22 protein-coding genes are annotated in these 23,207 nt (G+C 57.6%); 14 read left to right on the top strand and 8 right to left on the bottom strand.

Translation table 11 applies throughout. The features are described from left to right. Positions 1-30: 30 nt before the first annotated feature. Together M8318_RS02350 and metB are read right to left on the bottom strand one after the other, a co-directional pair. Positions 31-2,463, bottom strand: coding sequence for a bifunctional aspartate kinase/homoserine dehydrogenase II (locus M8318_RS02350; protein WP_262660861.1), 2,433 nt, complete (start codon positions 2,461-2,463; stop codon positions 31-33). Positions 2,464-2,465: 2 nt separating this feature from the next. After that, positions 2,466-3,626 (bottom strand): cystathionine gamma-synthase, encoded by a 1,161-nt coding sequence (gene metB / locus M8318_RS02345; protein ID WP_262660860.1) that lies wholly within the window; start codon positions 3,624-3,626, stop codon positions 2,466-2,468. Positions 3,627-3,904: 278 nt separating this feature from the next. On the opposite strand from metB, the gene metJ reads away from it, so the two are divergent. Next, entirely contained in the window at positions 3,905-4,222 is a 318-nt protein-coding gene (gene metJ, locus M8318_RS02340; RefSeq protein ID WP_007369220.1) for a met regulon transcriptional regulator MetJ, read from the top strand. Between the two features lie 48 nt (positions 4,223-4,270). Here metJ and rpmE read toward each other — a convergent pair whose 3' ends face one another. Continuing rightward, positions 4,271-4,483: a 50S ribosomal protein L31 gene (rpmE, locus tag M8318_RS02335; RefSeq protein ID WP_003862040.1), complete on the bottom strand. Its 213-nt coding sequence runs from the start codon at positions 4,481-4,483 to the stop codon at positions 4,271-4,273. A gap of 202 nt (positions 4,484-4,685) precedes the next feature. Here rpmE and priA point away from each other — a divergent pair, with 202 nt between their 5' ends. From priA to rraA, 7 genes are all read left to right on the top strand, one after another. Then, complete coding sequence (gene priA, locus M8318_RS02330; RefSeq protein ID WP_262660859.1) at positions 4,686-6,881, top strand: primosomal protein N'; 2,196 nt, start codon at positions 4,686-4,688, stop codon at positions 6,879-6,881. A 134-nt stretch (positions 6,882-7,015) separates the two neighbouring features. Then, positions 7,016-8,041 (top strand): DNA-binding transcriptional regulator CytR, encoded by a 1,026-nt coding sequence (gene cytR, locus M8318_RS02325; RefSeq protein ID WP_262660858.1) that lies wholly within the window; start codon positions 7,016-7,018, stop codon positions 8,039-8,041. A 93-nt stretch (positions 8,042-8,134) separates the two neighbouring features. Beyond that, positions 8,135-9,130 carry a cell division protein FtsN gene (gene ftsN / locus M8318_RS02320; RefSeq protein WP_262660880.1) on the top strand — a complete coding sequence of 332 codons (996 nt, stop codon included), beginning with the start codon at positions 8,135-8,137 and terminating at the stop codon, positions 9,128-9,130. A gap of 94 nt (positions 9,131-9,224) precedes the next feature. Further along, positions 9,225-9,755 (top strand): ATP-dependent protease subunit HslV, encoded by a 531-nt coding sequence (gene hslV, locus M8318_RS02315; RefSeq protein WP_090465309.1) that lies wholly within the window; start codon positions 9,225-9,227, stop codon positions 9,753-9,755. 9 nt (positions 9,756-9,764) lie between these two features. After that, on the top strand, positions 9,765-11,096 hold the full coding sequence (gene hslU / locus M8318_RS02310; RefSeq protein WP_262660857.1) for an HslU--HslV peptidase ATPase subunit: 1,332 nt from the start codon (positions 9,765-9,767) through the stop codon (positions 11,094-11,096). A 69-nt stretch (positions 11,097-11,165) separates the two neighbouring features. Beyond that, entirely contained in the window at positions 11,166-12,086 is a 921-nt protein-coding gene (menA, locus tag M8318_RS02305; RefSeq protein ID WP_166184833.1) for a 1,4-dihydroxy-2-naphthoate polyprenyltransferase, read from the top strand. 92 nt (positions 12,087-12,178) lie between these two features. Beyond that, complete coding sequence (gene rraA, locus M8318_RS02300; RefSeq protein WP_106995786.1) at positions 12,179-12,664, top strand: ribonuclease E activity regulator RraA; 486 nt, start codon at positions 12,179-12,181, stop codon at positions 12,662-12,664. Between the two features lie 173 nt (positions 12,665-12,837). On the opposite strand, the gene zapB is transcribed toward rraA, so the two are convergent. Continuing rightward, entirely contained in the window at positions 12,838-13,077 is a 240-nt protein-coding gene (gene zapB / locus M8318_RS02295) for a septal ring assembly protein ZapB (RefSeq protein WP_106995785.1), read from the bottom strand. Positions 13,078-13,479: 402 nt separating this feature from the next. Here zapB and M8318_RS02290 point away from each other — a divergent pair, with 402 nt between their 5' ends. The 4 genes from M8318_RS02290 to fpr all read left to right on the top strand — a co-directional run bounded on the left by M8318_RS02290 (position 13,480) and on the right by fpr (position 17,817). Continuing rightward, positions 13,480-14,325, top strand: a complete 846-nt coding sequence (locus M8318_RS02290; RefSeq protein WP_262660856.1) for an MIP/aquaporin family protein — start codon at positions 13,480-13,482, stop codon at positions 14,323-14,325. A 21-nt stretch (positions 14,326-14,346) separates the two neighbouring features. Continuing rightward, complete coding sequence (gene glpK / locus M8318_RS02285) at positions 14,347-15,858, top strand: glycerol kinase GlpK (protein WP_262660855.1); 1,512 nt, start codon at positions 14,347-14,349, stop codon at positions 15,856-15,858. Positions 15,859-15,963: 105 nt separating this feature from the next. Next, entirely contained in the window at positions 15,964-16,974 is a 1,011-nt protein-coding gene (glpX, locus tag M8318_RS02280) for a class II fructose-bisphosphatase (RefSeq protein ID WP_262660854.1), read from the top strand. A 96-nt stretch (positions 16,975-17,070) separates the two neighbouring features. Continuing rightward, on the top strand, positions 17,071-17,817 hold the full coding sequence (gene fpr, locus M8318_RS02275; protein WP_106995781.1) for a ferredoxin--NADP(+) reductase: 747 nt from the start codon (positions 17,071-17,073) through the stop codon (positions 17,815-17,817). Here the strand turns inward: fpr and M8318_RS02270 are convergent, their stop codons facing one another. Next, the gene (locus M8318_RS02270; RefSeq protein ID WP_106995780.1) at positions 17,818-18,237 is read right to left on the bottom strand and encodes a DUF805 domain-containing protein; all 420 of its coding nucleotides are present in this window, start codon (positions 18,235-18,237) and stop codon (positions 17,818-17,820) included. 112 nt (positions 18,238-18,349) lie between these two features. On the opposite strand from M8318_RS02270, the gene M8318_RS02265 reads away from it, so the two are divergent. Together M8318_RS02265 and tpiA are read left to right on the top strand one after the other, a co-directional pair. After that, positions 18,350-18,946, top strand: a complete 597-nt coding sequence (locus M8318_RS02265; protein ID WP_262660853.1) for a YiiQ family protein — start codon at positions 18,350-18,352, stop codon at positions 18,944-18,946. Positions 18,947-19,056: 110 nt separating this feature from the next. Next, entirely contained in the window at positions 19,057-19,824 is a 768-nt protein-coding gene (tpiA, locus tag M8318_RS02260; RefSeq protein ID WP_106995778.1) for a triose-phosphate isomerase, read from the top strand. Between the two features lie 92 nt (positions 19,825-19,916). Here tpiA and M8318_RS02255 read toward each other — a convergent pair whose 3' ends face one another. The 3 genes from M8318_RS02255 to M8318_RS02245 form a co-directional block, all read right to left on the bottom strand. Then, the gene (locus M8318_RS02255; RefSeq protein ID WP_262660852.1) at positions 19,917-21,221 is read right to left on the bottom strand and encodes an SLC13 family permease; all 1,305 of its coding nucleotides are present in this window, start codon (positions 21,219-21,221) and stop codon (positions 19,917-19,919) included. Positions 21,222-21,294: 73 nt separating this feature from the next. Beyond that, positions 21,295-22,044: a CDP-diacylglycerol diphosphatase gene (locus tag M8318_RS02250; RefSeq protein WP_262660851.1), complete on the bottom strand. Its 750-nt coding sequence runs from the start codon at positions 22,042-22,044 to the stop codon at positions 21,295-21,297. A 105-nt stretch (positions 22,045-22,149) separates the two neighbouring features. After that, the gene (locus tag M8318_RS02245) at positions 22,150-23,139 is read right to left on the bottom strand and encodes a sulfate ABC transporter substrate-binding protein (RefSeq protein WP_262660850.1); all 990 of its coding nucleotides are present in this window, start codon (positions 23,137-23,139) and stop codon (positions 22,150-22,152) included. Between the last annotated feature and the right edge of the window lie 68 nt (positions 23,140-23,207).

The following is a 23,207-nucleotide window of genomic DNA, read 5'->3' as shown; positions in this document are numbered from 1 at the left end:
CCTTTGGGGAGAGGGTGAGGATGAGGGGTATTACAGCAGCTGCGCCAGACGGTTGATATCTGACTGGATCGCCCCGGCAGTGACGTCACGGCCCGCACCTGGACCACGGATCACCAGCGGGTTATCGCGATACCAGCGGCTTTCGATGGCGAAGACGTTATCGCACGGCAGCAGCGCCGCCAGCGGATGTTCCGGGCGGACGGCTTCCACCCCGACGCGGGCTTTACCATTGGCATCGAAACGCGCCACGTAGCGCAGAACCAGACCCATTTCCCGGGCTGCTTCCAGGCGCTGTAGCATCTGCTCGTTCAGGGCATCGCCGTTCTCGAAGAAGTAATCCACAGATCCCTCTTCACAGTCCGTCGGCACCAGCGACTCCACGCGCACCTGACCCGGCTCGATGTCGTAGCCCGCTTCACGCGCCACAATCACCAGCTTACGCATCACGTCTTTACCGGAAAGGTCAACGCGCGGGTCGGGCTCGGTCAGCCCCTGCTGCCACGCCTGGTCCACCAGGTCAGTAAACGGCACGGTGCCATCAAACTGCAGGAACAGCCACGACAGGGTGCCGGAGAAGATACCGCTGATGGCCAGAATGCTGTCGCCGCTTTCGATCAGATCGCGCACGGTGTGGTTAACCGGTAAACCGGCCCCGACGGTGGCGTTGTACAGCCAGTGACGACCCGTTTTTTCAAAGGCGTCGTGGATCTGGCGATAGTTACGGGTATTGCTGGCGCCCGCCAGTTTATTAGCGCTGATAACGTGGAAACCGTGGCTGGCGAAATCGAGATACTGATTAGCCAGCTGTTCGCTGGCGGTCACATCCAGCACCACCAGGTCATCGTACGGATGGGCACGCATCCACAGGAATAGCGACTCCTCATCCTGCTCAATGGCTTCGTCGTTAAAGAAGGCCAGCGCGCGGCTGGCGTCCAGCCCTTCATAGCTGAGCAGGCTGCGGCGGCTGTCCACTACCCCCGCCAGCACAAATTCGAACCCGGTACGTGCCGAGAGCGTGGTCTGTTCGCGGGCGAACAGCTCCAGCCAGCGGGAACCGATATTGCCTTTCCCGAACAGCACCAGGCCGATCCGTTTTTCAGCGCGGAACAGCGACTGGTGCAGGCCCTGGATCAGACTCTCGGTTGGCCCGGTGCGCATGACCGCCACCAGGCTGATGCCCTCTTCCGACTGCCAGGTAAACTCTACCGGCTGCCCTTTCAGCTGCTGCCAGAAGCGGTGGCAGTGCAGCGGGTTACGGGTGACGCCCGCCCCCACCATCGCGATCAGCGCCAGCCCCTGACGCAGACGAAGCTCGCCCGGCAGGCCCGCTTCATCAAGAATTTTCAGCGCGCTGTCGGCCACTTCTGCGGTGTAGCAGAACTGCAGCAGGTGACGGTCAGTGTGCACACCCACCGCCAGCGGGCGCACCTGGGCGCGCTTCAGGATCAGGTCGATCTCTTTGTGGGTCTGTTTAAAGTCATGTCCGGCAGGAACGAGGAACTCGATCAGGCAGATATCGTCATGGCTGGTGACGATACGCGCCCCCGTGCCGGAAGCCAGCACGCGCTCAATGCGGGTCGAGCCCTGGTCCGGCGTGTAGCTGCAGCGCAGCTGCAGATCGATATCGCTGCCGGAGACCGGCTGCAGGGTGCGGGCGTGCAGCACCGGGGCGGCCAGACGGGCCAGCTCGCTGGCTTCGTCGAGGCGCAGCAGCGGCAGCAGGCACGCATCTTTTACCTTGCGCGGGTCGGCGCTGTAGACACCGGCCACGTCGCTCCAGATGGTGACGCGGGATACGCCCGCCAGGGCACCAATCTGCGTTGCAGAGTAGTCGGAACCGTTACGTCCCAGCAGCACGGTTTCACCCGCGTTGCTGCGGCTGATAAAGCCGGTCACCACAATACGTTTATTTGGATGCTGCACCAGCAGCTGCTGGAGCAGCGGATAAGAGAGGCCTTCATCCACCTGCGGCTGGGCGCCACGCTCGGCACGCAGGAAGTCCCGCGCGTCGAGCCAGGCTGCGTCCAGGCCCTGCTGTTGCAGAACCGCCGCCATCAGCCGGGCCGACCACACTTCACCGTGGCCCACCACTTCGGCGTAGACCGCGTCGGTCACGCCGCTGTCGAGTAACCCGGCCAGCCGCTCCAGATCCTGGATAAAGGTGCTGATCAGGCCATCGGCCACGTTAGCAGGCAATAAACCGGCGATCAGTTCACTCTGGTAACGGCGTAACGCTTGTTGAACCTGATGCGCAGAGAGACGATCGGTCTGGCTTAACTTCAGCCAGCTAATCAACTGGTTGGTGGTGCTGCCCGCGGCGGAGACAACCATCATGTCCCCCGGCATCGAATACTCTGACATGATCCCCGCGACCCGCAGGTAACATTTCACATCAGCCAGACTACTACCACCAAACTTGTGCAGTTGGCGACCCTTCGCCCCTGCCTGCGCTATCACACTCATGATTACCCCTTGGCTGCGACCCGGAAGCCATTTTCCAGATCGGCAATTAAATCTTCACAATCTTCAATACCGGTTGAGATGCGTAACAGCGTCTCAGAGATCCCGGCGGCGGCACGCGCTTCAGGCGCCATGCCCGCATGGGTCATTGTTGCGGCGTGGGAGATTAAGCTTTCGACTCCCCCTAATGATTCCGCCAGCGTAAACAGTGACAACCCGCTCAGGAAGCGACGCAGCGTCTGCTCATCGCCATCCAGTTCAAAACTTAACATCGCGCCAAAACCCTTTTGTTGACGCGCGGCAATCTCGTGCCCCTGATTCTCCGGCAGCGACGGGTGATAGAGCTTTTTCACCAGCGGCTGGGTCTTCAGGAAATCGACAATCGCCTGGGCGTTACGCTGCGCCACATCCATACGCGGCGACAGGGTACGCAGCCCGCGCAGCAGCAGGTAGCTGTCAAACGCGCTGCCGGTGACGCCGATATTATTCGCCCACCATGCCAGTTCGGTGACAAGCGCTGGATCTTTAGCAATCACCACCCCGGCCACCACGTCGGAGTGGCCGTTCAGGTATTTGGTGCATGAATGCAATACCAGATCTGCTCCCAGTGCCAGCGGGTTCTGCAGCGCCGGACTGAGGAAGGTATTATCCACTACACTTATCGCTCCCGCATCCCTCGAAAGCTGACAAATTTTTGCAATGTCCACCACGCGCAGCAGCGGGTTGCTTGGACTTTCGACTAAAACCAGCTTCGGTTTTTCTGCCAGGGCCTGTTTCAGCGCCTGCTCATCACCCTGATCGACAAACAGCACGCGATAGCAACCGCGCTTCGCCAGGCTGTCGAACAGACGGTAGCTGCCGCCATAGCAGTCGTGCGGGGCCACCAGCAGATCGCCAGGCTTCAGGAACACGGTGGTCACCAGATGAATAGCCGACATGCCGGTATTGGTCATCACCGCGCCTGCGCCACCTTCCAGTTCCGCCAGCGCACGCTGGGTGACATCACGCGTCGGGTTGCCACGGCGCGAGTAGTCATGGGCGCGTGGTTCATTAAATCCGGTGAAGTTATAGGTACTGGAGAGATGAATCGGCGGGACAACGCAGCCGTACTGTTCGTCATCATTCAATCCGCTACGCACTGCGATGGTGGCCTGTTTACGCGTCATGGTGAAGGCTTCCTGGCTTAATGGATGAAAAGTCAGGCACCAGAGTAAACATTGATTATATGGACGTCAATACATCTGGACATCTAAACTTCTTTGCGTATAGATTGAGCAATACGCAAATAGCCGTTAAAATTACATGCTTTAGCGCATAACCCAGAGGCAATATCCGTGTCACGGTGGCGTCTCTACGGTAAACTACGCAGGATTATGGCGCGAAACCCGGCGAACCGCTGCGGTGTCGGCCTCATATTAATGACAGAGAGGATTAAAGGTATCTCATGGCTGAATGGAGCGGCGAATATATCAGCCCATACGCTGAGCACGGTAAGAAGAGTGAACAAGTAAAGAAAATTACGGTTTCCATTCCTCTGAAGGTGTTAAAGATCCTCACCGATGAACGCACGCGTCGTCAGGTGAATAACCTGCGTCACGCTACCAACAGCGAACTGCTGTGCGAAGCGTTCCTGCACGCGTTTACCGGTCAACCGTTGCCGAACGATGAAGACCTGCGCAAAGAGCGTAGTGATGAAATTCCGGAAGAGGCGAAGGTGATCATGCGTGAGCTGGGTATCGACCCGGATACGTGGGAATACTGATTTGCAGATATAAAAAAAGCGCCTTGCGGCGCTTTTTTTTCGGGATGCTTATTTCGCGCCCGGGATGCTGAAACGCTTGTTGAAGCGGTCAACACGGCCACCGGTTGCAACATCACGCTGCTTACCAGTGTAGAACGGGTGGCATTTGCCGCACACGTCCAGGTTCAGATCGTGACCCACGGTGGAGCGGATCTGGATAGAGTTACCGCAAGAACAGTTAGCAGTAATCATTTCGTATTTAGGATGGATATCTTTTTTCATGGGGAGAACCTCAGTTAAGGCCGCGTCGCTCTTCCAGCCCTAACGCCAGACACCACGCGATGTTGAATGTAAGTTCTTTGATGCAAAGTGCACCAAAGGCGGCGAATCATACAGAATTTAACCAGGGTATGCAAACTGATCCGCCCGCCGCCTTTCACTAATGTGTATACTAACGCGCCACTTTTCAAGTCAGGAAGATTCGATGCCCGTTGCTCACGTTGCCCTGCCCGTTCCGCTTCCCCGTACCTTTGATTACCTGCTGCCAGATAACATGCAGGCCAAAGCGGGCTGTCGCGTGACGGTGCCGTTTGGCAAACAGCAGCGGATAGGCATTGTGGTCGCCGTGAGCCAGCAAAGCGAGCTGCCCCTCGCGGAACTGAAAAGCGTGGTGGAGGTGCTGGACGACGAGCCGGTCTTCTCCTCCAGCGTCTGGCGCCTGCTGCTGTGGGCCGCCGACTACTATCACCATCCCATTGGCGATGTGCTGTTCCACGCCTTACCCATTCTGCTGCGGCAGGGCAAAAACGCCAGCCACGCGCCGATGTGGTACTGGTTTGCCACCGAGCAGGGCCAGGCGGTGGATATCAACAGCCTGAAACGCTCCCCGAAACAGCAGCAGGCCCTGGCGGCATTGCGTCAGGGCAGGATCTGGCGTCATCAGGTCGAGAGCCTCGATTTTAACGACGCGGCGCTGCAGGGCTTACGCAAAAAGGGGCTGAGCGAGCTGGCCTGCGAAGCCCCGGCCCTGGTCGACTGGCGCGACGGCTTTAGCGTGGCGGGTGACCGCCTGCGTCTCAATACCGAACAGGCCACCGCCGTCGGGGCGATCCACAGCGCGTCCGATCGCTTCTCGGCCTGGCTGCTGGCGGGCGTTACCGGCTCCGGTAAGACCGAAGTCTATCTGAGCGTGCTGGAAAACGTGCTGGCGCAGGGGAAGCAGGCCCTGGTGATGGTCCCGGAAATCGGCCTCACCCCACAGACCATCGCCCGTTTTCGCGAGCGGTTTAACGCCCCGGTGGAGGTGCTGCACTCCGGTTTAAACGACAGCGAGCGCCTCAGCGCCTGGCTGAAAGCCCGCAACGGCGAAGCGGCGATTGTGATTGGCACTCGTTCTTCCCTGTTCACGCCGTTTAAGAATCTGGGCGTGATCGTTATCGACGAAGAGCACGACAGCTCCTATAAACAACAGGAAGGCTGGCGCTATCACGCCCGCGACCTGGCGGTGTACCGCGCCCACAGCGAGCAGATCCCGATTATTCTCGGCTCGGCTACCCCGGCGCTGGAGACGCTGCACAACGTGCGCCAGCGCAAATACCATATGCTGCGCCTGACGCGCCGGGCCGGGAATGCGCGTCCCGCCGTGCAGCATGTGCTGGATCTGAAAGGTCAGCAGGTGCAGGCGGGATTAGCCCCGGCGTTGATTACCCGCATGCGTCAGCATCTGCAGGCCAACAACCAGGTGATCCTGTTTCTCAACCGTCGCGGCTTTGCCCCGGCGCTGCTGTGCCATGACTGCGGCTGGATAGCCGAATGCCCGCGCTGCGATCACTACTACACCCTGCATCAGGCCCAGCATCACCTGCGCTGCCACCACTGCGACAGCCAGCGCCCGATCCCGCGTCAGTGTCCCTCCTGCGGCTCGACGCATATGGTGCCGGTCGGGCTGGGTACCGAGCAGCTCGAGCAGGCGTTAATCCCCTTCTTCCCGGGTGTGGCGATCTCGCGTATCGACCGCGATACCACCAGCCGCAAAGGGGCGCTTGAGCAGCAGCTGGCAGAAGTCCATCGCGGCGGGGCGCGCATTCTGATTGGCACCCAGATGCTGGCGAAAGGGCATCACTTCCCGGACGTCACCCTGGTGGCGCTGCTGGATGTCGACGGCGCGCTGTTCTCGGCGGATTTCCGTTCCGCAGAGCGCTTTGCCCAGCTCTACACCCAGGTGGCAGGCCGCGCCGGGCGTGCCGGTAAGCAGGGCGAAGTGGTGCTGCAAACCCACCATCCCGAACACCCGCTGCTGCAAACCCTGCTGCATAAAGGCTACGACGCCTTCGCCGAGCAGGCGCTGGCCGAACGCCAGACTCTGCAGCTCCCGCCTTGGACCAGCCATGTGATTATCCGCGCCGAGGATCACAACAACCAGCAGGCCCCGCTGTTCCTCCAGCAGCTGCGCAACCTGCTGCAGGCCAGCCCGCTGGTGGATAATCAGCTGTGGATTTTAGGTCCGGTTCCGGCGCTGGCCCCGAAACGCGGCGGGCGCTATCGCTGGCAGATCCTGCTGCAACATCCGTCGCGGATCCGCCTGCAACATATCGTCAGCGGAACGTTAGCCTTAATTAATACGCTGCCGGAAGCGCGCAAAGTGAAGTGGGTGCTGGACGTCGATCCTATCGAAAGCTAAAAAATGGTGGGAGGCGGATCGAAAAATTAAACATGCCTCACACTTTTTATGAAAATTCTGTAACCGCTTCCATTCGCAATCTGATAAAACTGACTCAGTCAGAAGAGCGGTGATACGCCGGCGAGGAGAAGAGGTTGAAGTCCAGGAAAGAGGTCGCCTCAGCGACCATGAAAGATGTTGCCCTGAAAGCAAAAGTCTCAACGGCAACGGTATCCCGAGCCTTAATGAATCCCGATAAAGTCTCTCAGACCACACGTAATCGTGTTGAGCAGGCTGCGCTGGAGGTGGGTTATCTGCCTCAGGCGATGGGCCGTAACGTCAAACGTAACGAATCCCGCACCATCCTGGTCATTGTGCCCGACATCTGCGATCCCTTTTTCAGCGAAATTATCCGCGGCATCGAAGTGACCGCCGCGGGACAGGGCTACCTGGTGCTGATTGGCGACTGCGCCCACCAGAATCAGCAGGAAAAAACCTTCATCGACCTGATTATTACCAAGCAGATCGACGGCATGCTGCTGCTCGGCTCACGTCTGCCCTTCGATGCCAGCATTGAAGAGCAGCGCAATCTGCCGCCGATGGTGATGGCCAACGAATTCGCCCCTGAGCTGGAACTGCCTACCGTTCACATCGACAACCTCACCGCCGCGTTTAATGCCGTGAACTATCTGCAGGAGCTGGGCCATAAGCGCATCGGCTGTATCGCCGGGCCGGAAGAGATGCCGCTGTGCCATTATCGCCTGCAGGGTTACGTTCAGGCGCTGCGCCGTACCGGGGCGACGGTCGATCCGCACTACATTGCCCGGGGCGATTTTACCTATGCCGCAGGCGGGCTGGCACTGGAAAAACTGCTCTCGCTGCCACAGCCGCCCACCGCGGTGTTCTGTCACAGCGACGTGATGGCGTTGGGCGCGCTCTCGTATGCCAAGCGCCATGGCCTGAATGTGCCGAAAGATCTCTCCATCATTGGCTTCGATAACATTTCCCTGTCTGAGTTTTGCGATCCACCGCTCACGACCGTGGCGCAGCCGCGCTATGAGATAGGCCGGGAAGCGATGCTGTTGTTACTGGATCAACTGAACGGTCAAACGGTCAGCAGCGGCTCCCGTTTACTGGACTGTGAATTGATTGTTCGCGGTTCAACCCGGGCGCTAACGTAAAGCCGCCGCCTTTCAGACGTCCTCATCTGGTCAAAGGCCCGTCGCTTAAGTAACATGACGGGCTGACAAATGAATAAATACAGCGAAACGATAGTGGCACAACGAGATTATGTACGTCGCGGCCAGCCGGCACCTTCGCGACGCAAAAAGAGTAGCTCACGGAAACCGCAACGCAGCATGCCTGCGGTCTCGCCTGCCATGGTCGCGATTGCGGCGGCGGTACTGGTGGCATTCATCGGCGGCCTCTGGTTCATTACGCACCATAAAAAAGAAGAAGCCGAAGCGCTGCAGGGCAATAAAGTTGTCGGCAATGGCTTACCGCCGAAACCGGAAGAGCGCTGGCGTTATATTAAAGAGCTTGAGAGCCGCCAGCCGGGCGTGCGTGCGCCGACAGAACCGTCTGCCGGTGGCGAGGTGAAGGATCCTACCCAGTTAACCAACGAACAGCGCCAGCTGCTGGCACAGATGCAGGCCGATATGCGCCAGCAGCCTACCCAGCTCAATGAAGTGCCGTGGAATGAGCAGACGCCAGCACAGCGCCAGCAAACGCTGCAGCTACAGCGTCAGCGCCAGGCACAGCAACAAGCTCAGCAGCAACAACAACAGCAGTGGGCGCAGAGCCAGACGGTACAGCAGCCGAAAACGCAACCGCGCGTAGCGGAACAGCCGTATCAACAGCCGCGTACCGCGCAGACTCAGCCGGTGCAGCAGCCGAAAGCGCAGCCGCCTAAGCAAAATCAGCCGTATCAGGATCTGTTGCAGACCCCGACACATACCACCGCCCAGGCACCGAAAACGCAGCAGGCCGCGCCGATCACCAGAGAGACCGAGGCGCCAAAGCAGACGGCTGAGAAGAAAGACGAACGCCGCTGGATGGTGCAGTGCGGCTCCTTCAAAGGCGCAGAGCAGGCAGAAACCGTGCGTGCGCAGCTGGCTTTCGAAGGTTTTGATTCACGCATCACCACCAACAACGGCTGGAATCGCGTGGTGATTGGCCCGGTCAAAGGCAAAGACAACGCCGATGGCACCATCTCTCGTCTGAAGATGGCGGGTCACACAAACTGCATTCGACTCGCCTCCGGGGGTTGAAACCCCCAAAATCCCCCCCATCTATCATTCTATTCAGCCCTGAGCACTGGCTCAGGGCTTCTGTTTCCCGATTTTGTAACCAGGGGGTCTGCTCGTGACAACAATAGTAAGTGTACGCCGTAACGGCCAGGTGGTGATTGCCGGTGATGGCCAGGCCACACTGGGTAATACCGTCATGAAAGGCAACGTGAAAAAAGTGCGTCGTCTGTATAACGACAAAGTGATCGCCGGTTTTGCAGGCGGTACTGCTGACGCCTTCACGCTATTTGAACTGTTTGAACGCAAACTGGAAATGCATCAGGGCCATCTGGTGAAAGCCGCCGTTGAGCTGGCGAAAGACTGGCGTACCGACCGTATGCTGCGCAAGCTCGAAGCGCTGCTGGCGGTGGCCGATGAAAATGCCTCGCTGATCATCACCGGTAACGGTGACGTGGTGCAGCCAGAAAACGATCTGATTGCGATCGGCTCCGGTGGCCCGTACGCCCAGGCCGCTGCGCGCGCGTTACTGGAAAACACCGAGCTGAGCGCTCGTGAAATTGCCGAGAAGGCGTTGGGTATTGCAGGTGATATCTGTATCTACACCAACCACTTCCATACCATCGAAGAATTGAACTCAAAAGCGTAAGGATCTCCCATGTCTGAAATGACCCCACGCGAAATTGTCAGCGAACTGAACAAACACATTATCGGCCAGGATAACGCCAAGCGTTCGGTGGCAATTGCCCTGCGTAACCGCTGGCGTCGTATGCAGCTGGATGAATTGCTGCGCCATGAAGTCACGCCGAAAAACATTCTGATGATCGGCCCGACCGGTGTCGGTAAAACCGAGATCGCCCGTCGCCTGGCGAAACTGGCTAATGCGCCGTTCATCAAAGTCGAAGCGACCAAGTTCACCGAAGTAGGCTATGTCGGGAAAGAAGTGGACTCTATCATCCGCGATCTGACCGATTCTGCGATTAAAATGGTGCGCGTCCAGTCCATCGAGAAAAACCGCTATCGCGCCGAAGAGATGGCGGAAGAGCGCATTCTGGATGTGCTGATCCCACCGGCGAAAAATAACTGGGGCCAGAACGAACAGCCTGCTGAGCCGTCCGCTGCACGCCAGGCATTCCGCAAAAAACTGCGTGAAGGCCAGCTGGATGGCAAAGAGATTGAGATCGATCTCGCTGCTGCGCCAATGGGCGTGGAAATCATGTCTCCTCCGGGCATGGAAGAGATGACCAGCCAGCTGCAGTCCATGTTCCAGAACCTGGGCGGGCAGAAGCAGAAGCCGCGTAAGCTGAAAATCAAAGACGCGATGAAGCTGCTGATTGAAGAAGAAGCGGCGAAACTGGTGAATCCGGAAGAGCTGAAGCAGGACGCCATCGACGCCGTTGAACAGCACGGTATCGTGTTTATCGATGAGATCGATAAAATCTGTAAGCGCGGTGAATCCAACGGTCCGGATGTCTCCCGTGAAGGCGTACAGCGTGACCTGCTGCCGCTGGTTGAAGGCTGCACTGTCTCCACCAAGCACGGCATGGTGAAAACCGACCACATCCTGTTTATCGCTTCTGGTGCATTCCAGGTGGCGAAGCCGTCTGACCTGATCCCGGAGCTGCAGGGTCGTCTGCCCATTCGCGTTGAGCTGCAGGCGCTGACTACCGAAGACTTCGAGCGCATCCTGACCGAGCCAAACGCCTCCATCACCGTGCAGTACAAAGCGCTGATGGCCACCGAAGGCGTGAACATTGAGTTCACCGAAGACGGTATCAAGCGTATCGCCCAGGCGGCATGGCAGGTTAACGAAACCACCGAAAACATCGGTGCGCGTCGTCTGCACACCGTGCTGGAACGCCTGATGGAAGACATCTCTTATGATGCGAGCGACCTGAATGGTCAAAGCATTACCATTGATGCTGACTATGTGAGTAAGCACCTTGATGCTTTAGTAGCAGATGAAGATCTGAGCCGTTTTATCTTATAATCGCGGTCATTGCATTTTCATCACTGATGATGGGGCTGAAAAGCCCCATTTTTATTGGCTAATAATCCTATGACAGAAATCAGCCGTACGCGTGCCTGGCTGGAAAGCCTGCGCCCTAAAACCCTTCCTCTCGCCTTCGCCGCCATCGTGGTGGGTACGGCCCTCGCGTGGTGGCAGGGACATTTCGATCCCCTGGTGGCGGCGCTGGCGCTAATCACCGCCGGGCTACTGCAAATCCTCTCCAATCTCGCCAACGACTATGGCGATGCCGTCAAAGGTAGCGATAAGCCCGACCGTATCGGCCCCTTGCGCGGAATGCAGAAAGGGGTGATCACCCAGGCGCAGATGAAGAAAGCGCTGATTATCACCGTGGTGCTAATTTGTCTCTCCGGGATTGCGCTGGTGCTGGTGGCCTGTAAAACCCCGGCGGATGCGGTTGGCTTCCTGGTGTTGGGCCTGCTGGCGATTATCGCGGCGATCACCTATACCGTCGGCACTCGCCCTTACGGTTACATCGGGCTGGGCGATATTTCGGTGCTGGTGTTCTTCGGTTGGCTGAGCGTGATGGGCAGCTGGTATCTACAGGCGCATACGCTGATCCCTGCTCTGGTCCTGCCGGCAACCGCCTGCGGCATGCTGGCGACGGCGGTGCTGAATATTAACAACCTGCGCGATATCGACAGCGATCGGCTGAACGGCAAAAACACCCTGGCGGTGCGTCTTGGGCCGGTGAATGCGCGCCGGTATCACGCCTGCCTGCTGATGGGTGCCCTGCTCTGTCTGGCGCTGTTTAACCTGATATCACTGCACAGCGTCTGGGGCTGGCTGTTTGTGCTTGCCACGCCGCTGCTGGTGAAACAGGCGCGTTTCGTAATGCGCGAGCAGAGCGCCTCGGCGATGCCGCCAATGCTGGAACGCACGGTAAAAGGGGCGTTACTGACTAACCTGTTGTTCGTGATTGGGATTGTGCTTAGCCAGACGCTACGTTAGCTGACAAATATCAATTAACAATTGATGATTTTGCCAACAATGCGTTTCGCGCGATATACTGAAATCACTCGCAGCAACTGAACCTTAAGCCTATGAAATACGATACCTCTGAGCTTTGTGACATCTACCAGGAAGATGTTAACGTCGTAGAACCGCTGTTTTCCAACTTTGGAGGACGGTCGTCGTTTGGCGGACAGATCATCACGGTGAAATGTTTTGAGGACAACGGGTTGCTGTACGATCTGTTTGAACAAAACGGCCGTGGTCGCATTCTGCTGATCGACGGCGGCGGCTCCGTGCGTCGCGCATTAATCGATGCAGAACTTGCCCGTCTCGCCACGCAAAATGAGTGGGAAGGCATGGTGGTCTATGGCGCGGTGCGCCAGGTAGATGACCTCGAAGAGCTGGACATCGGCATTCAGGCAATTGCCGCTATTCCGGTAGGTGCCGCAGGTGATGGCATTGGCGAAAGCGACGTGCGCGTCAATTTCGGCGGGGTGACGTTCTTCTCCGGTGACCATCTGTATGCCGATAACACCGGCATTATCCTGTCTGAAGATCCGCTGGATATTGAGTAATAAAAAGCCGGGTGGCGGCTTCGCCTTACCCGGCCTACAAATTCTGCTTATTCCCTATAGCTTTCGCGGTGTAGCAAGGCGGCAAGCAAATGAATCCCCAGGAACATAGATAACTATGTGACTGGGGTGAATGCGCGCAGCCAACGCCGCTACGACGTGAAAGATGACGGGAATTAGACCTCTTCCATACGTCCCAGCAGGGCATGCAGACGATCCTGCCAGCCAGTCTGCTGTTCGCGCAGGTGGTGGTTTTCACGCTCCAGCTCTTCGCGACCGTGCTGGGCAGTCTGAATTTCCTGCGACAGCGCGTTGTTTTTTTCTTTCAGCTCTTCGATTTCCATCTGCAGCAGGGTGATGGTATCAATCGCCTGCTGTACTTTCGATTCCAGTTTCTCAAACACTTCTAACGACATAATGCTACCTCTCCTGAATTTGCAAGGCGACGCTTGACGTAAACGCGCACAACACCTGGTGTCGATTGTATGGAGCCCCGCCCTCCCTGTCCAGCGGCAGACCGCGCAGATTGCGGTTTGCAACACTTTTCAGCCTCCTCCTGGTGCGTTCGCGTCATATACCTCTAAATTGTTAACACTTTAGTTAATGGAATGCTTCGTCCCGTCCTGGCCTGTAAACACTAACGCACACTTAATGGCGCGTTATCGCTCATTTTGTTGACGCGGCACACACATTTTAAGTTCGATATTTCTCGTTTTTGCTCGTTAACGATAAATTAACACTGTGACTACAGGACATCGTGGCGATTGTGACGATCGGCGCGATGACAATAACCATTATTATTCTTTCAGGATCCGATTATGAGTGAAACATCAACCTTAAAAGGCCAGTGCATCGCAGAGTTCCTGGGTACTGGGTTGTTGATTTTCTTTGGCGTAGGATGCGTGGCGGCGCTAAAAGTGGCGGGCGCCAGCTTCGGTCAGTGGGAGATCAGCATCATCTGGGGTCTGGGAGTGGCGATGGCAATCTACCTGACGGCAGGTGTTTCAGGTGCCCATCTCAACCCTGCGGTAACCATCGCGCTGTGGCTGTTTGCCTGCTTCGACAAACGCAAGGTTGTTCCCTTTATTGTGGCGCAGTTTGCCGGTGCCTTTTGCGCCGCAGCGTTAGTTTACGGGCTCTATTACAATCTGTTTGCTGACTTCGAACAGACACACCATATGGTACGCGGCAGCGTCGAGAGCCTTGACCTGGCAGGTATCTTCTCTACCTATCCGAATCCGCACATTAACTTTGTGCAGGCCTTCGCAGTTGAGATGGTGATCACCGCGATTCTGATGGGCGTCATCATGGCGCTGGGCGATGATGGCAACGGCATTCCGCGCGGGCCGCTGGCACCGCTGCTGATCGGTTTACTGATTGCGGTGATCGGTGCGTCCATGGGGCCGCTGACGGGCTTCGCCATGAACCCGGCGCGTGACCTGGGGCCGAAGACCTTTGCCTTCTTCGCAGGCTGGGGCGATGTGGCCTTTACCGGCGCGAAAGATATTCCCTATTTCCTGGTGCCGCTGTTCGGCCCAATCGTTGGGGCATCGCTGGGCGCATTCGGCTATCGTAAGCTAATTGGACGCCATCTGCCGTGCGACACCTGTGTGGTTGAGGAGAATAAAAGCCTCTCCCCGACTGAATCAAAAGCTTCGCTGTAATCTGACTACGGGACTCATAAAATGACCGACAAAAAATATATCGTTGCGCTCGACCAGGGCACGACCAGCTCCCGCGCTGTCGTTATGGATCATGACGCGAATATCGTCAGCGTGTCACAGCGCGAATTCGAGCAAATCTATCCTAAGCCAGGCTGGGTTGAACACGACCCGATGGAGATCTGGGCATCGCAAAGCTCAACGCTGGTTGAAGTGCTGGCGAAAGCCGATATCAGTTCCGATGAGATTGCCGCAATTGGCATCACCAACCAGCGTGAAACCGCCATTGTCTGGGAACGCGAAACCGGTAAGCCGATTTATAACGCCATCGTCTGGCAGTGCCGCCGTACCGCGGATATCTGCGAGAAACTCAAGCGCGACGGCATGGAAGAGTACGTGCGCAGCGCCACCGGCCTGGTGGTAGACCCGTACTTCTCCGGCACCAAGGTGAAGTGGATCCTTGACCACGTTGAAGGCTCCCGCGAGCGCGCTAAACGCGGCGAACTGCTGTTCGGCACCGTGGACACATGGCTTATCTGGAAGATGACCCAGGGTCGCGTCCACGTCACTGATTACACCAACGCCTCGCGCACCATGCTGTTCAACATCCATGAGCTGGACTGGGATGAAAAAATGCTGGACGCGCTGGACATCCCGCGCGCCATGCTGCCGCAGGTGCGTAAATCGTCTGAAGTGTACGGCCAGACTAATATCGGCGGTAAAGGCGGCACCCGTATTCCGATTGCCGGGATCGCCGGTGACCAGCAGGCAGCGCTGTTTGGCCAGCTGTGCGTCAAAGAAGGGATGGCGAAAAATACCTACGGCACCGGCTGCTTCATGCTGATGAATACCGGCGAGAAGGCGGTGAAATCAGAGCATGGTCTGCTGACCACCATCGCCTGCGGCCCGCGCGGGGAGGTGAACTACGCTCTCGAAGGCGCGGTGTTTATGGCCGGGGCCTCTATCCAATGGCTGCGCGATGAGATGAAGCTTATCAGCGATGCCTTCGACTCGGAGTATTTCGCCACCAAGGTGAAAGATACTAACGGGGTGTATGTGGTACCGGCCTTTACCGGTCTGGGTGCGCCGTACTGGGATCCGTATGCCCGCGGGGCGATTTTCGGCCTGACGCGTGGGGTGAACTCTAACCACATCATCCGCGCCACGCTGGAGTCGATTGCCTATCAGACCCGTGACGTGCTGGAAGCGATGCAGGCCGACTCCGGCATTCGTCTGCACGCCCTGCGTGTCGACGGCGGCGCGGTGGCTAACAACTTCCTGATGCAGTTCCAGTCTGACATTCTGGGCACCCGCGTGGAGCGCCCGGAAGTGCGTGAAGTAACGGCGCTGGGGGCGGCTTACCTTGCCGGTCTGGCGGTCGGCTTCTGGCAGAACCTGGATGAGCTGCAGGAGAAAGCGGTCATCGAGCGTGAATTCCGCCCGGGCATCGAAACCACCGAGCGCAACTACCGTTACAGCGGCTGGAAGAAAGCCGTGAAACGCGCGCTGGCGTGGGAAGAGCACGACGAGTCCTAATCCACTTCATATTCCCTCTCCCTGTGGGGAGAGGGTCCCCAGCCCGCACCCCACCCCACTCTGTGATAAACTTCGTGCAATTCCTTTTGACCGCACGAGTACCCCATGAAACGTGAACTTGCTATCGAATTCTCCCGCGTGACCGAAGCCGCCGCCCTGGCAGGCTACAAGTGGCTTGGCCGTGGCGACAAAAATATCGCCGACGGTGCAGCCGTCCATGCCATGCGCATTATGCTTAACCAGGTCAACATCGACGGCACTATCGTGATTGGCGAAGGCGAAATCGACGAAGCGCCAATGCTGTTTATCGGTGAGAAAGTCGGAACCGGCAACGGCGACGCGGTGGATATCGCCGTCGACCCGATTGAAGGCACCCGCATGACCGCCATGGGGCAGGCTAACGCCCTGGCCGTGCTGGCCGTGGGCGATAAAGGCACCTTCCTCAATGCGCCCGATATGTATATGGAAAAGCTGATTGTCGGGCCGGGCGCCAAAGGGGTTATCGATCTCAATCTGCCGCTGGCGGATAACCTGCGCAATATCGCCGCCGCGCTCAATAAACCGCTCAGCGAACTGACGGTCACCATCCTGGCAAAACCGCGTCATGATGTAACGATCGCCCATATGCAGCAGCTGGGTGTGCGCGTCTTTGCTATTCCCGATGGTGACGTGGCGGCCTCTATCCTCACCTGCATGCCGGACAGCGAAGTCGACGTGCTGTATGGCATCGGCGGCGCGCCGGAAGGGGTGGTTTCCGCCGCGGTGATCCGTGCTCTCGACGGCGATATGCAGGGGCGTCTGCTGGCCCGTCACGACGTGAAAGGCGACAGCGAAGAGAACCGCCGTATCGGTGAGCAGGAGCTGGCCCGCTGTGCCGCAATGGGCATCGAGGCCAATACCGTGCTGCGTCTGGATGATATGGCGCGCAACGATAACGTCATCTTCTCGGCCACCGGCATCACTAAAGGCGATCTGCTGGACGGCATCACCCGCAAAGGCAATATGGCCACCACCGAAACGCTGCTGATCCGCGGTAAATCACGCACCATTCGCCGCATTCAGTCGATTCACTATCTCGACCGCAAAGATCCCGACGTGCAGACCCACATTCTGTAAAACCATTTGATCAATTGAGCTTTCCGGCCCCCACGGGCTGGAAATCTCCCTCTCAGGTAAGGAAGATAGAACCCGAGATCAGCACAGGAGAACATCATGGCAGACTGGGTAACAGGTAAAGTCAAAAAGGTAGAGTTCTGGACCGATGCGCTATTTAGTCTCACCGTCCATGCGCCCATTCATCCCTTTACTGCCGGGCAATTTGCCAAGCTGGGGCTGGAAATCGACGGCGAACGCGTGCAGCGCGCCTACTCCTATGTCAACGCGCCGGATAATCCGGATCTCGAGTTCTACCTTGTCACCGTCCCCGATGGCAAACTCAGCCCGCGCCTGGCGGCCCTCAAACCAGACGATGAGATCCAGATCGTCAGCGAAGCCGCTGGTTTCTTCGTGCTTGAGGAAGTTCCGGACTGCGACACCCTGTGGATGCTGGCCACCGGTACCGCCATTGGCCCGTATCTGTCGATCCTGCAGTACGGGAAAGACCTGGAACGTTTTAAAAACATCGTGCTGGTACATGCCGCGCGCTATGCCGCTGATCTGAGCTATCTGCCACAGATGCTGGAACTGCAGAAGCGCTACGAAGGGAAAGTGAAAATTCAGACGGTGGTGAGTCGCGAAACGGTGCCAGGTTCCCTGACCGGACGCGTACCGGCGCTGATTGAAAACGGTGAACTGGAAGCCGCTGTTGGCCTGCCGATGACCGCTGAGACCAGCCATGTGATGCTGTGCGGCAACCCGCAGATGGTGCGCGATACCCAACAGCTGTTGAAAGAGACCCGGCAGATGACCAAGCATTTACGCCGTCGGCCGGGCCATATGACTGCAGAGCACTACTGGTAATTAACGGTACTTTACGTCGATCGTATCTTTGCCGTATTTGTTCTCGCCCTGGGTGCCCACAAACGCGCCCAGGTCGACAATAATCATCACAAAAATAATGGTCGGGATCAGCCTGCCAACCACCCACGGCAGCATGGAAGGCAGCATCGACCAGTTGCCCGCCAGTAGCATCCACGCCAGCACCACCAGCAGCGCCCATAGCCCCGAGCGACCCCGATCGTGCAGACGTTTCACTAATACCGCTGCGGTCGGCCACAGCAGCGAAACCAGCGCGAATGCCGCCGTCTGGGTGTTCAGCCACGCGTTATTGGCAAGAATAAACAGACCCAGCATGGCGACAATCCATACGCCAATCCAGATCCAGAAATCACGGCGCCCAATACGCCCTTTGAATGAAAACAACCACTGCTGTATGGTCATGCCAGGTTCCTTAGTATCATTGCGGAGCGTAGTTTACCCTGGAGTCGCATCCTTTTGACAAGCCAGCCAGATATCGTTTTAATCGTCACAGTAACATTCAGAGACTTTATTGATGAAGATGTGGTTTCACCTTATTTGGCTGGGTTTAACGCTGTCGTGCGCGAGCGTTTCTTTGCGCGCTGCCGAGACATCCGCACCGGCAACCGCTCCCTACGTGATGCCGGGCGCGCCGTCGTTTGATCAATCCATTAGCCTGTTCCGCGAGGGCTTCAATAGCGATAACCCCACTCTGTCGCTGAATGAGTTTCGTGCCATAGATGGCACCCGCGATACCCCCAATCTGACCCGCGCCGCCAGCAAGATTAATGAGAATTTGTACGCTTCAACGGCGCTGGAACGCGGAACGCTCAAAATCAAAAGCATGCAGATCACCTGGCTGCCGATCCAGGGGCCGGAGCAGAAAGCCGCCAAAGCCAAAGCGCTGGAGTACATGAGCGCCATTTTACGGGCGTTTACCCCGGCGTTGACCAAATCACAAAGCCAGCAAAAGCTGCAAAAGCTGCTGGCTGCCGGTAAAAACAAACGTTACTACGCCGAAACAGAAGGCGCGGTTCGCTATGTGGTGGCAGATAACGGCGAAAAGGGGCTGACCTTCGCTGTTGAACCGATTAAGCTGGCGTTATCTGAGACCCTCGGCGGGGCGAATTAATGACAAAAAGCAAAGCCTTTCGAGGGAAAATCTCTATACTGATTCACAGACCATGCTGCCCAGCCGGGTGGCCATATTCCTTAATTCGCTCTTGAGCGTGGAGAATTGAAATGCGACATCCTTTAGTGATGGGTAACTGGAAACTGAACGGCAGCCGCCACATGGTAAACGAGCTGGTAGCTAACCTGCGTAAAGAGCTGGCTGGCGTGACGGGCTGTGCTGTTGCGATCGCTCCGCCGGACATGTACCTGGATATGGCTAAACATGCCGCTGACGGCAGCCACATCGTGCTGGGTGCTCAGAACGTTGACGTTAACCTGTCTGGCGCGTTCACCGGTGAAACCTCCGCTGAAATGCTGAAAGATATCGGCGCGAAATACATCATCATCGGCCACTCTGAGCGTCGTACCTACCACAAAGAGTCCGACGAATTCATCGCTAAAAAATTCGCTGTGCTGAAAGAGCAGGGTCTGATCCCGGTTCTGTGCATCGGTGAAACCGAAGCCGAAAACGAAGCGGGCAAAACGGAAGAAGTCTGCGCACGTCAGATCGACGCCGTGCTGACCACTCAGGGCGCGAGCGCGTTCGAAGGCGCGGTTATTGCTTACGAGCCAGTATGGGCGATCGGTACCGGCAAATCTGCCACCCCAGCGCAGGCTCAGGCAGTTCACAAATTTATCCGTGACCACATTGCTAAAGCAGACGCGAAAGTGGCTGAGCAAGTGATCATCCAGTACGGCGGTTCCGTAAACGCAGCAAACGCTGCTGAGCTGTTCACCCAGCCGGACATCGACGGCGCGCTGGTTGGCGGCGCATCCCTGAAAGCTGACGCTTTCGCGGTGATCGTTAAAGCAGCAGAAGCGGCTAAACAGGCGTAAAAAACCTTTGCGGCGGGTGGCGCTTCGCTAACTCGCCCTACAGTTCTGTAAGCCCGGTAAGCCCGGTAAGCGCCAGCGCCACCGGGCTTTTTTTATAATTTCCCCAGCACGCTAAACCACAGATAATCCAGCGGCAGCAGTACCAGATAGGTTACCAGCGCCAGCGCCAGGCAGAGCAGCATCCCCGCCCGGGCAGGCACCCTCCCCAGCCCCATCGCCACCACAATCGGTGACGCCTGATACGGCAGCAGCGGTGTGGAGTACCCCAGTACCTGAATCATAATTACCGACAATAACGGGAAGCCGGTAGCGTCCGAGAAGCTTTGCGCCAGGGTGGTGTACAGCGCCGGAACCCCGTTGGCGGTCATGATGAAATTCAGCGCGGTGGTAATGCCGGTCAGCGCGAGGAAACTGGTGAACGGCGCATCGGCATCCAGCGGCATCACCCGCATCAGCGCCTCACCCACCGCATTGCCAATCCCGGTCTGCGTCACGGTGATCGCCAGTCCAAGGATGCCCGCCACATAAATACAGGTCCGCATGTTCACCCCGGCCGAGAACTCCTCCCCGGTGATAAAGCCTACCCGCGGCAGCATCACCACCAGCGACGCCGCAAGCCCGGTCCACGCCGGACCAATCCCGTGCCAGCTCTCCGTTACCCACATCACCAGCACCACCGCCAGCAGCCAGGCGAGACGCTTTTCATCGCGACCCATGGGCGCCGGCGGCGTCAGATCCTTCACCGGTTTTGGGGCGCCAGGGAACAGCCAGCAGATCAGGCCGATCAGAATCAGACCCTTGAGAATGCCCAGCACCGGCGTGTGCAGCAGCAGGTACGGGACATAGTTGAGATGGATACCGTACGAGCCTTCCGTCGCCCCACTCATCACCAGATTGGGCACATTGGCCGGGAGAATGGTGGCCGACAGCTGGAAGGTGCCAAAGCCCACCGCCAGCGCGAGGCCAAACCACGCCCGGGAGCCGTCGGCTATGCCGGCCCGCTTCGCCATCGCCGACACAATCGGCATCAGCAGCGCGATGCGCCCCATGTTGGAGGGCATTACAAAGGCCAGCGCATAGGTGAGCAGCACCACGCTGGCCACCATCAGCGGCCAGGAGTCGGTGAGCCTGGACGACAGCGCCCGCGCCGCCCTGTCCGCCAGCCCGGTTTTGCGGATCGCCACCCCCAGCACAAATCCGCTGAACACCAGCCAGAATGCCGACGAGGCAAAGCCGCCGAAGATCACCTCCGGCGGCACAATTTTAGCGATCATCGCCGCGGTAAAGAACAGCAGCGCGGTGAGAAATTCCGGCAGCAGGGAGGTTGCCCACAGGATGATGGTGACGACGATAATCAGCGAGGGCAGAAACAGCGGGTGGGTGAACCAGAGCGACATGCCTGTCTCCTGTAGAATTTTTCAGCAAGTCTACGGCGGCAGGCAGCGGGAGTAAACGCTATTTATGGTGGGATCACTTCAGGATATCGCATTGATGATCCTGCAATTCCTCAGCGGAGGCGAGGTTTAACGTCAGCAGATTGCGCTCGGTGGCCAGCAGGATAAACGACCCATCCGCCTGCTGCGCCATCGCCATGCCGTAGCGCCCCATATGCTTGCGCGCATCAGGAACCTCTTCGGCCAGCATCATGAACGGGCTACGTTTCACCAGCTCCGCCTCCGTCACCCGACGCGCCAGATACTCGTTCCCTTCCAGCCCGCCGGGGAACGGCAGCCATTGGGTGCTGATTTTCCCCTGGTGAGCATTGAGCTTCTGACGCACGTCCGGGCGCAGACAAGAGATATGGATATGAAAATGATTTTGCGTGCGCCCGACCCGCGAATTGATGGCCAGCGATACCGCGCTGGTGGGTATCTCCGCGCCGTGCTTCAGACGCATAAAACTGCGCGCCTGCCATGCCAGCCAGAAGAAGTTGGGGGTCTGTGCCTTCGTCAGCAAGGGGCTTTCGCTGCCATTGATCCGGTACGTTGGCATCAGCAGATACTGCAGCGGGCCGTTGCGATCCTTGAAGACCACGTAGCCTGCATCGGGCTTTACCTGGGCACAGGGGGCGGGATTGCGGTGTTGCAGCTGTCCGGGCAGACACTGGTCGAGAACAATATAGCGTAACGCATCAGGATGACCGGCGGTCTTGAGCCAGACACCGACAATGACACTCGTCACCACCACCAGCGCCAGGAGAAGTAAAACAGCTTTTTTCATGACGCGTTCCCTGTTTTCGGTTGAACCAAAAGAGTAACGCACTTTAATGACAAACAAAAAAGCCCGACAGTATGATTCTGCCGGGCTTTCAAACGCTATGGATGATTAACGCTTGCTGATCTCATCGAAAGTACCGCCATTCGAGAAGTGATCTTTCTGCGCTTTGGTCCAGCCGCCGAACTCTTCATCAATAGTGAATAGCTTCAATTTCGGGAAGGTATTTTCATACTTCTTCGCCACCGCTTCATCACGTGGACGGTAGTAATTCTTCGCGGCGATCTCCTGGCCTTCCGGGGTGTAGAGATACTTTAGGTAGGCTTCCGCCACGGCCCTGGTGCCTTTCTTATCCGCCACTTTGTCGACCACAGAGACGGTCGGCTCAGCCAGAATCGATTCGCTCGGGGTCACGATTTCAAACTTGTCTTTACCCAGCTCGTTGGTCGCCAGCAGGGCTTCGTTTTCCCACGCAATCAGCACATCGCCAATACCGCGTTCCACGAAGGTGTTGGTTGAGCCACGCGCGCCGGAGTCCAGCACTTCGACGTTTTTAAACAGCGACTTCACAAAATCCTGGGCTTTAGCCTGGTCGCCATTGTTGTGGTGCAGGGCGTAGCCCCAGGCGGCCAGGTAGTTCCAGCGAGCGCCGCCGGAGCTTTTCGGGTTCGGGGTGATCACCGACACGCCCGGCTTAACCAGGTCGTTCCAGTCGTGGATCTGTTTCGGGTTGCCTTTACGGACCAGGAAAACGATGGTGGACGTGTATGGCGCAGAGTTGTCCGGCAGACGTTTGATCCAGTTTTTATCGATACGACCGCGTTCCGCGATAGCGTCCACGTCATATGCCAGCGCCAGGGTCACCACATCGGCTTCGATACCGTTGATCACCGAGGTCGCCTGCTTACCGGAGCCACCGTGCGACTGGCGGATCACCACGTTATCGCCGGTTTCCTGTTTCCAGTGAGCGGCGAACGCCTTGTTGTACTGGTCGTACAGCTCACGTGTCGGATCGTAAGACACGTTCAGTAACTGGATATCCTTTGCCAGAACGCTGGTCGATGCCAGCAGTAAAGTTAACCCCACGCCCCATTTGTTCATCGTCCCACTCTCTTAATATTGTGTTTGATGAATGCAGCGTGCCAGAAAGCGAATCAATGATTAAAGAA

The sequence above is a fragment of the Leclercia tamurae genome, from assembly GCF_025566055.1.
Classification (GTDB): Bacteria; Pseudomonadota; Gammaproteobacteria; order Enterobacterales; family Enterobacteriaceae; genus Enterobacter; species Enterobacter tamurae.
Note: the sequence above shows the minus strand (reverse complement) of the source record. Positions and strands in the feature narration are given on the sequence as shown.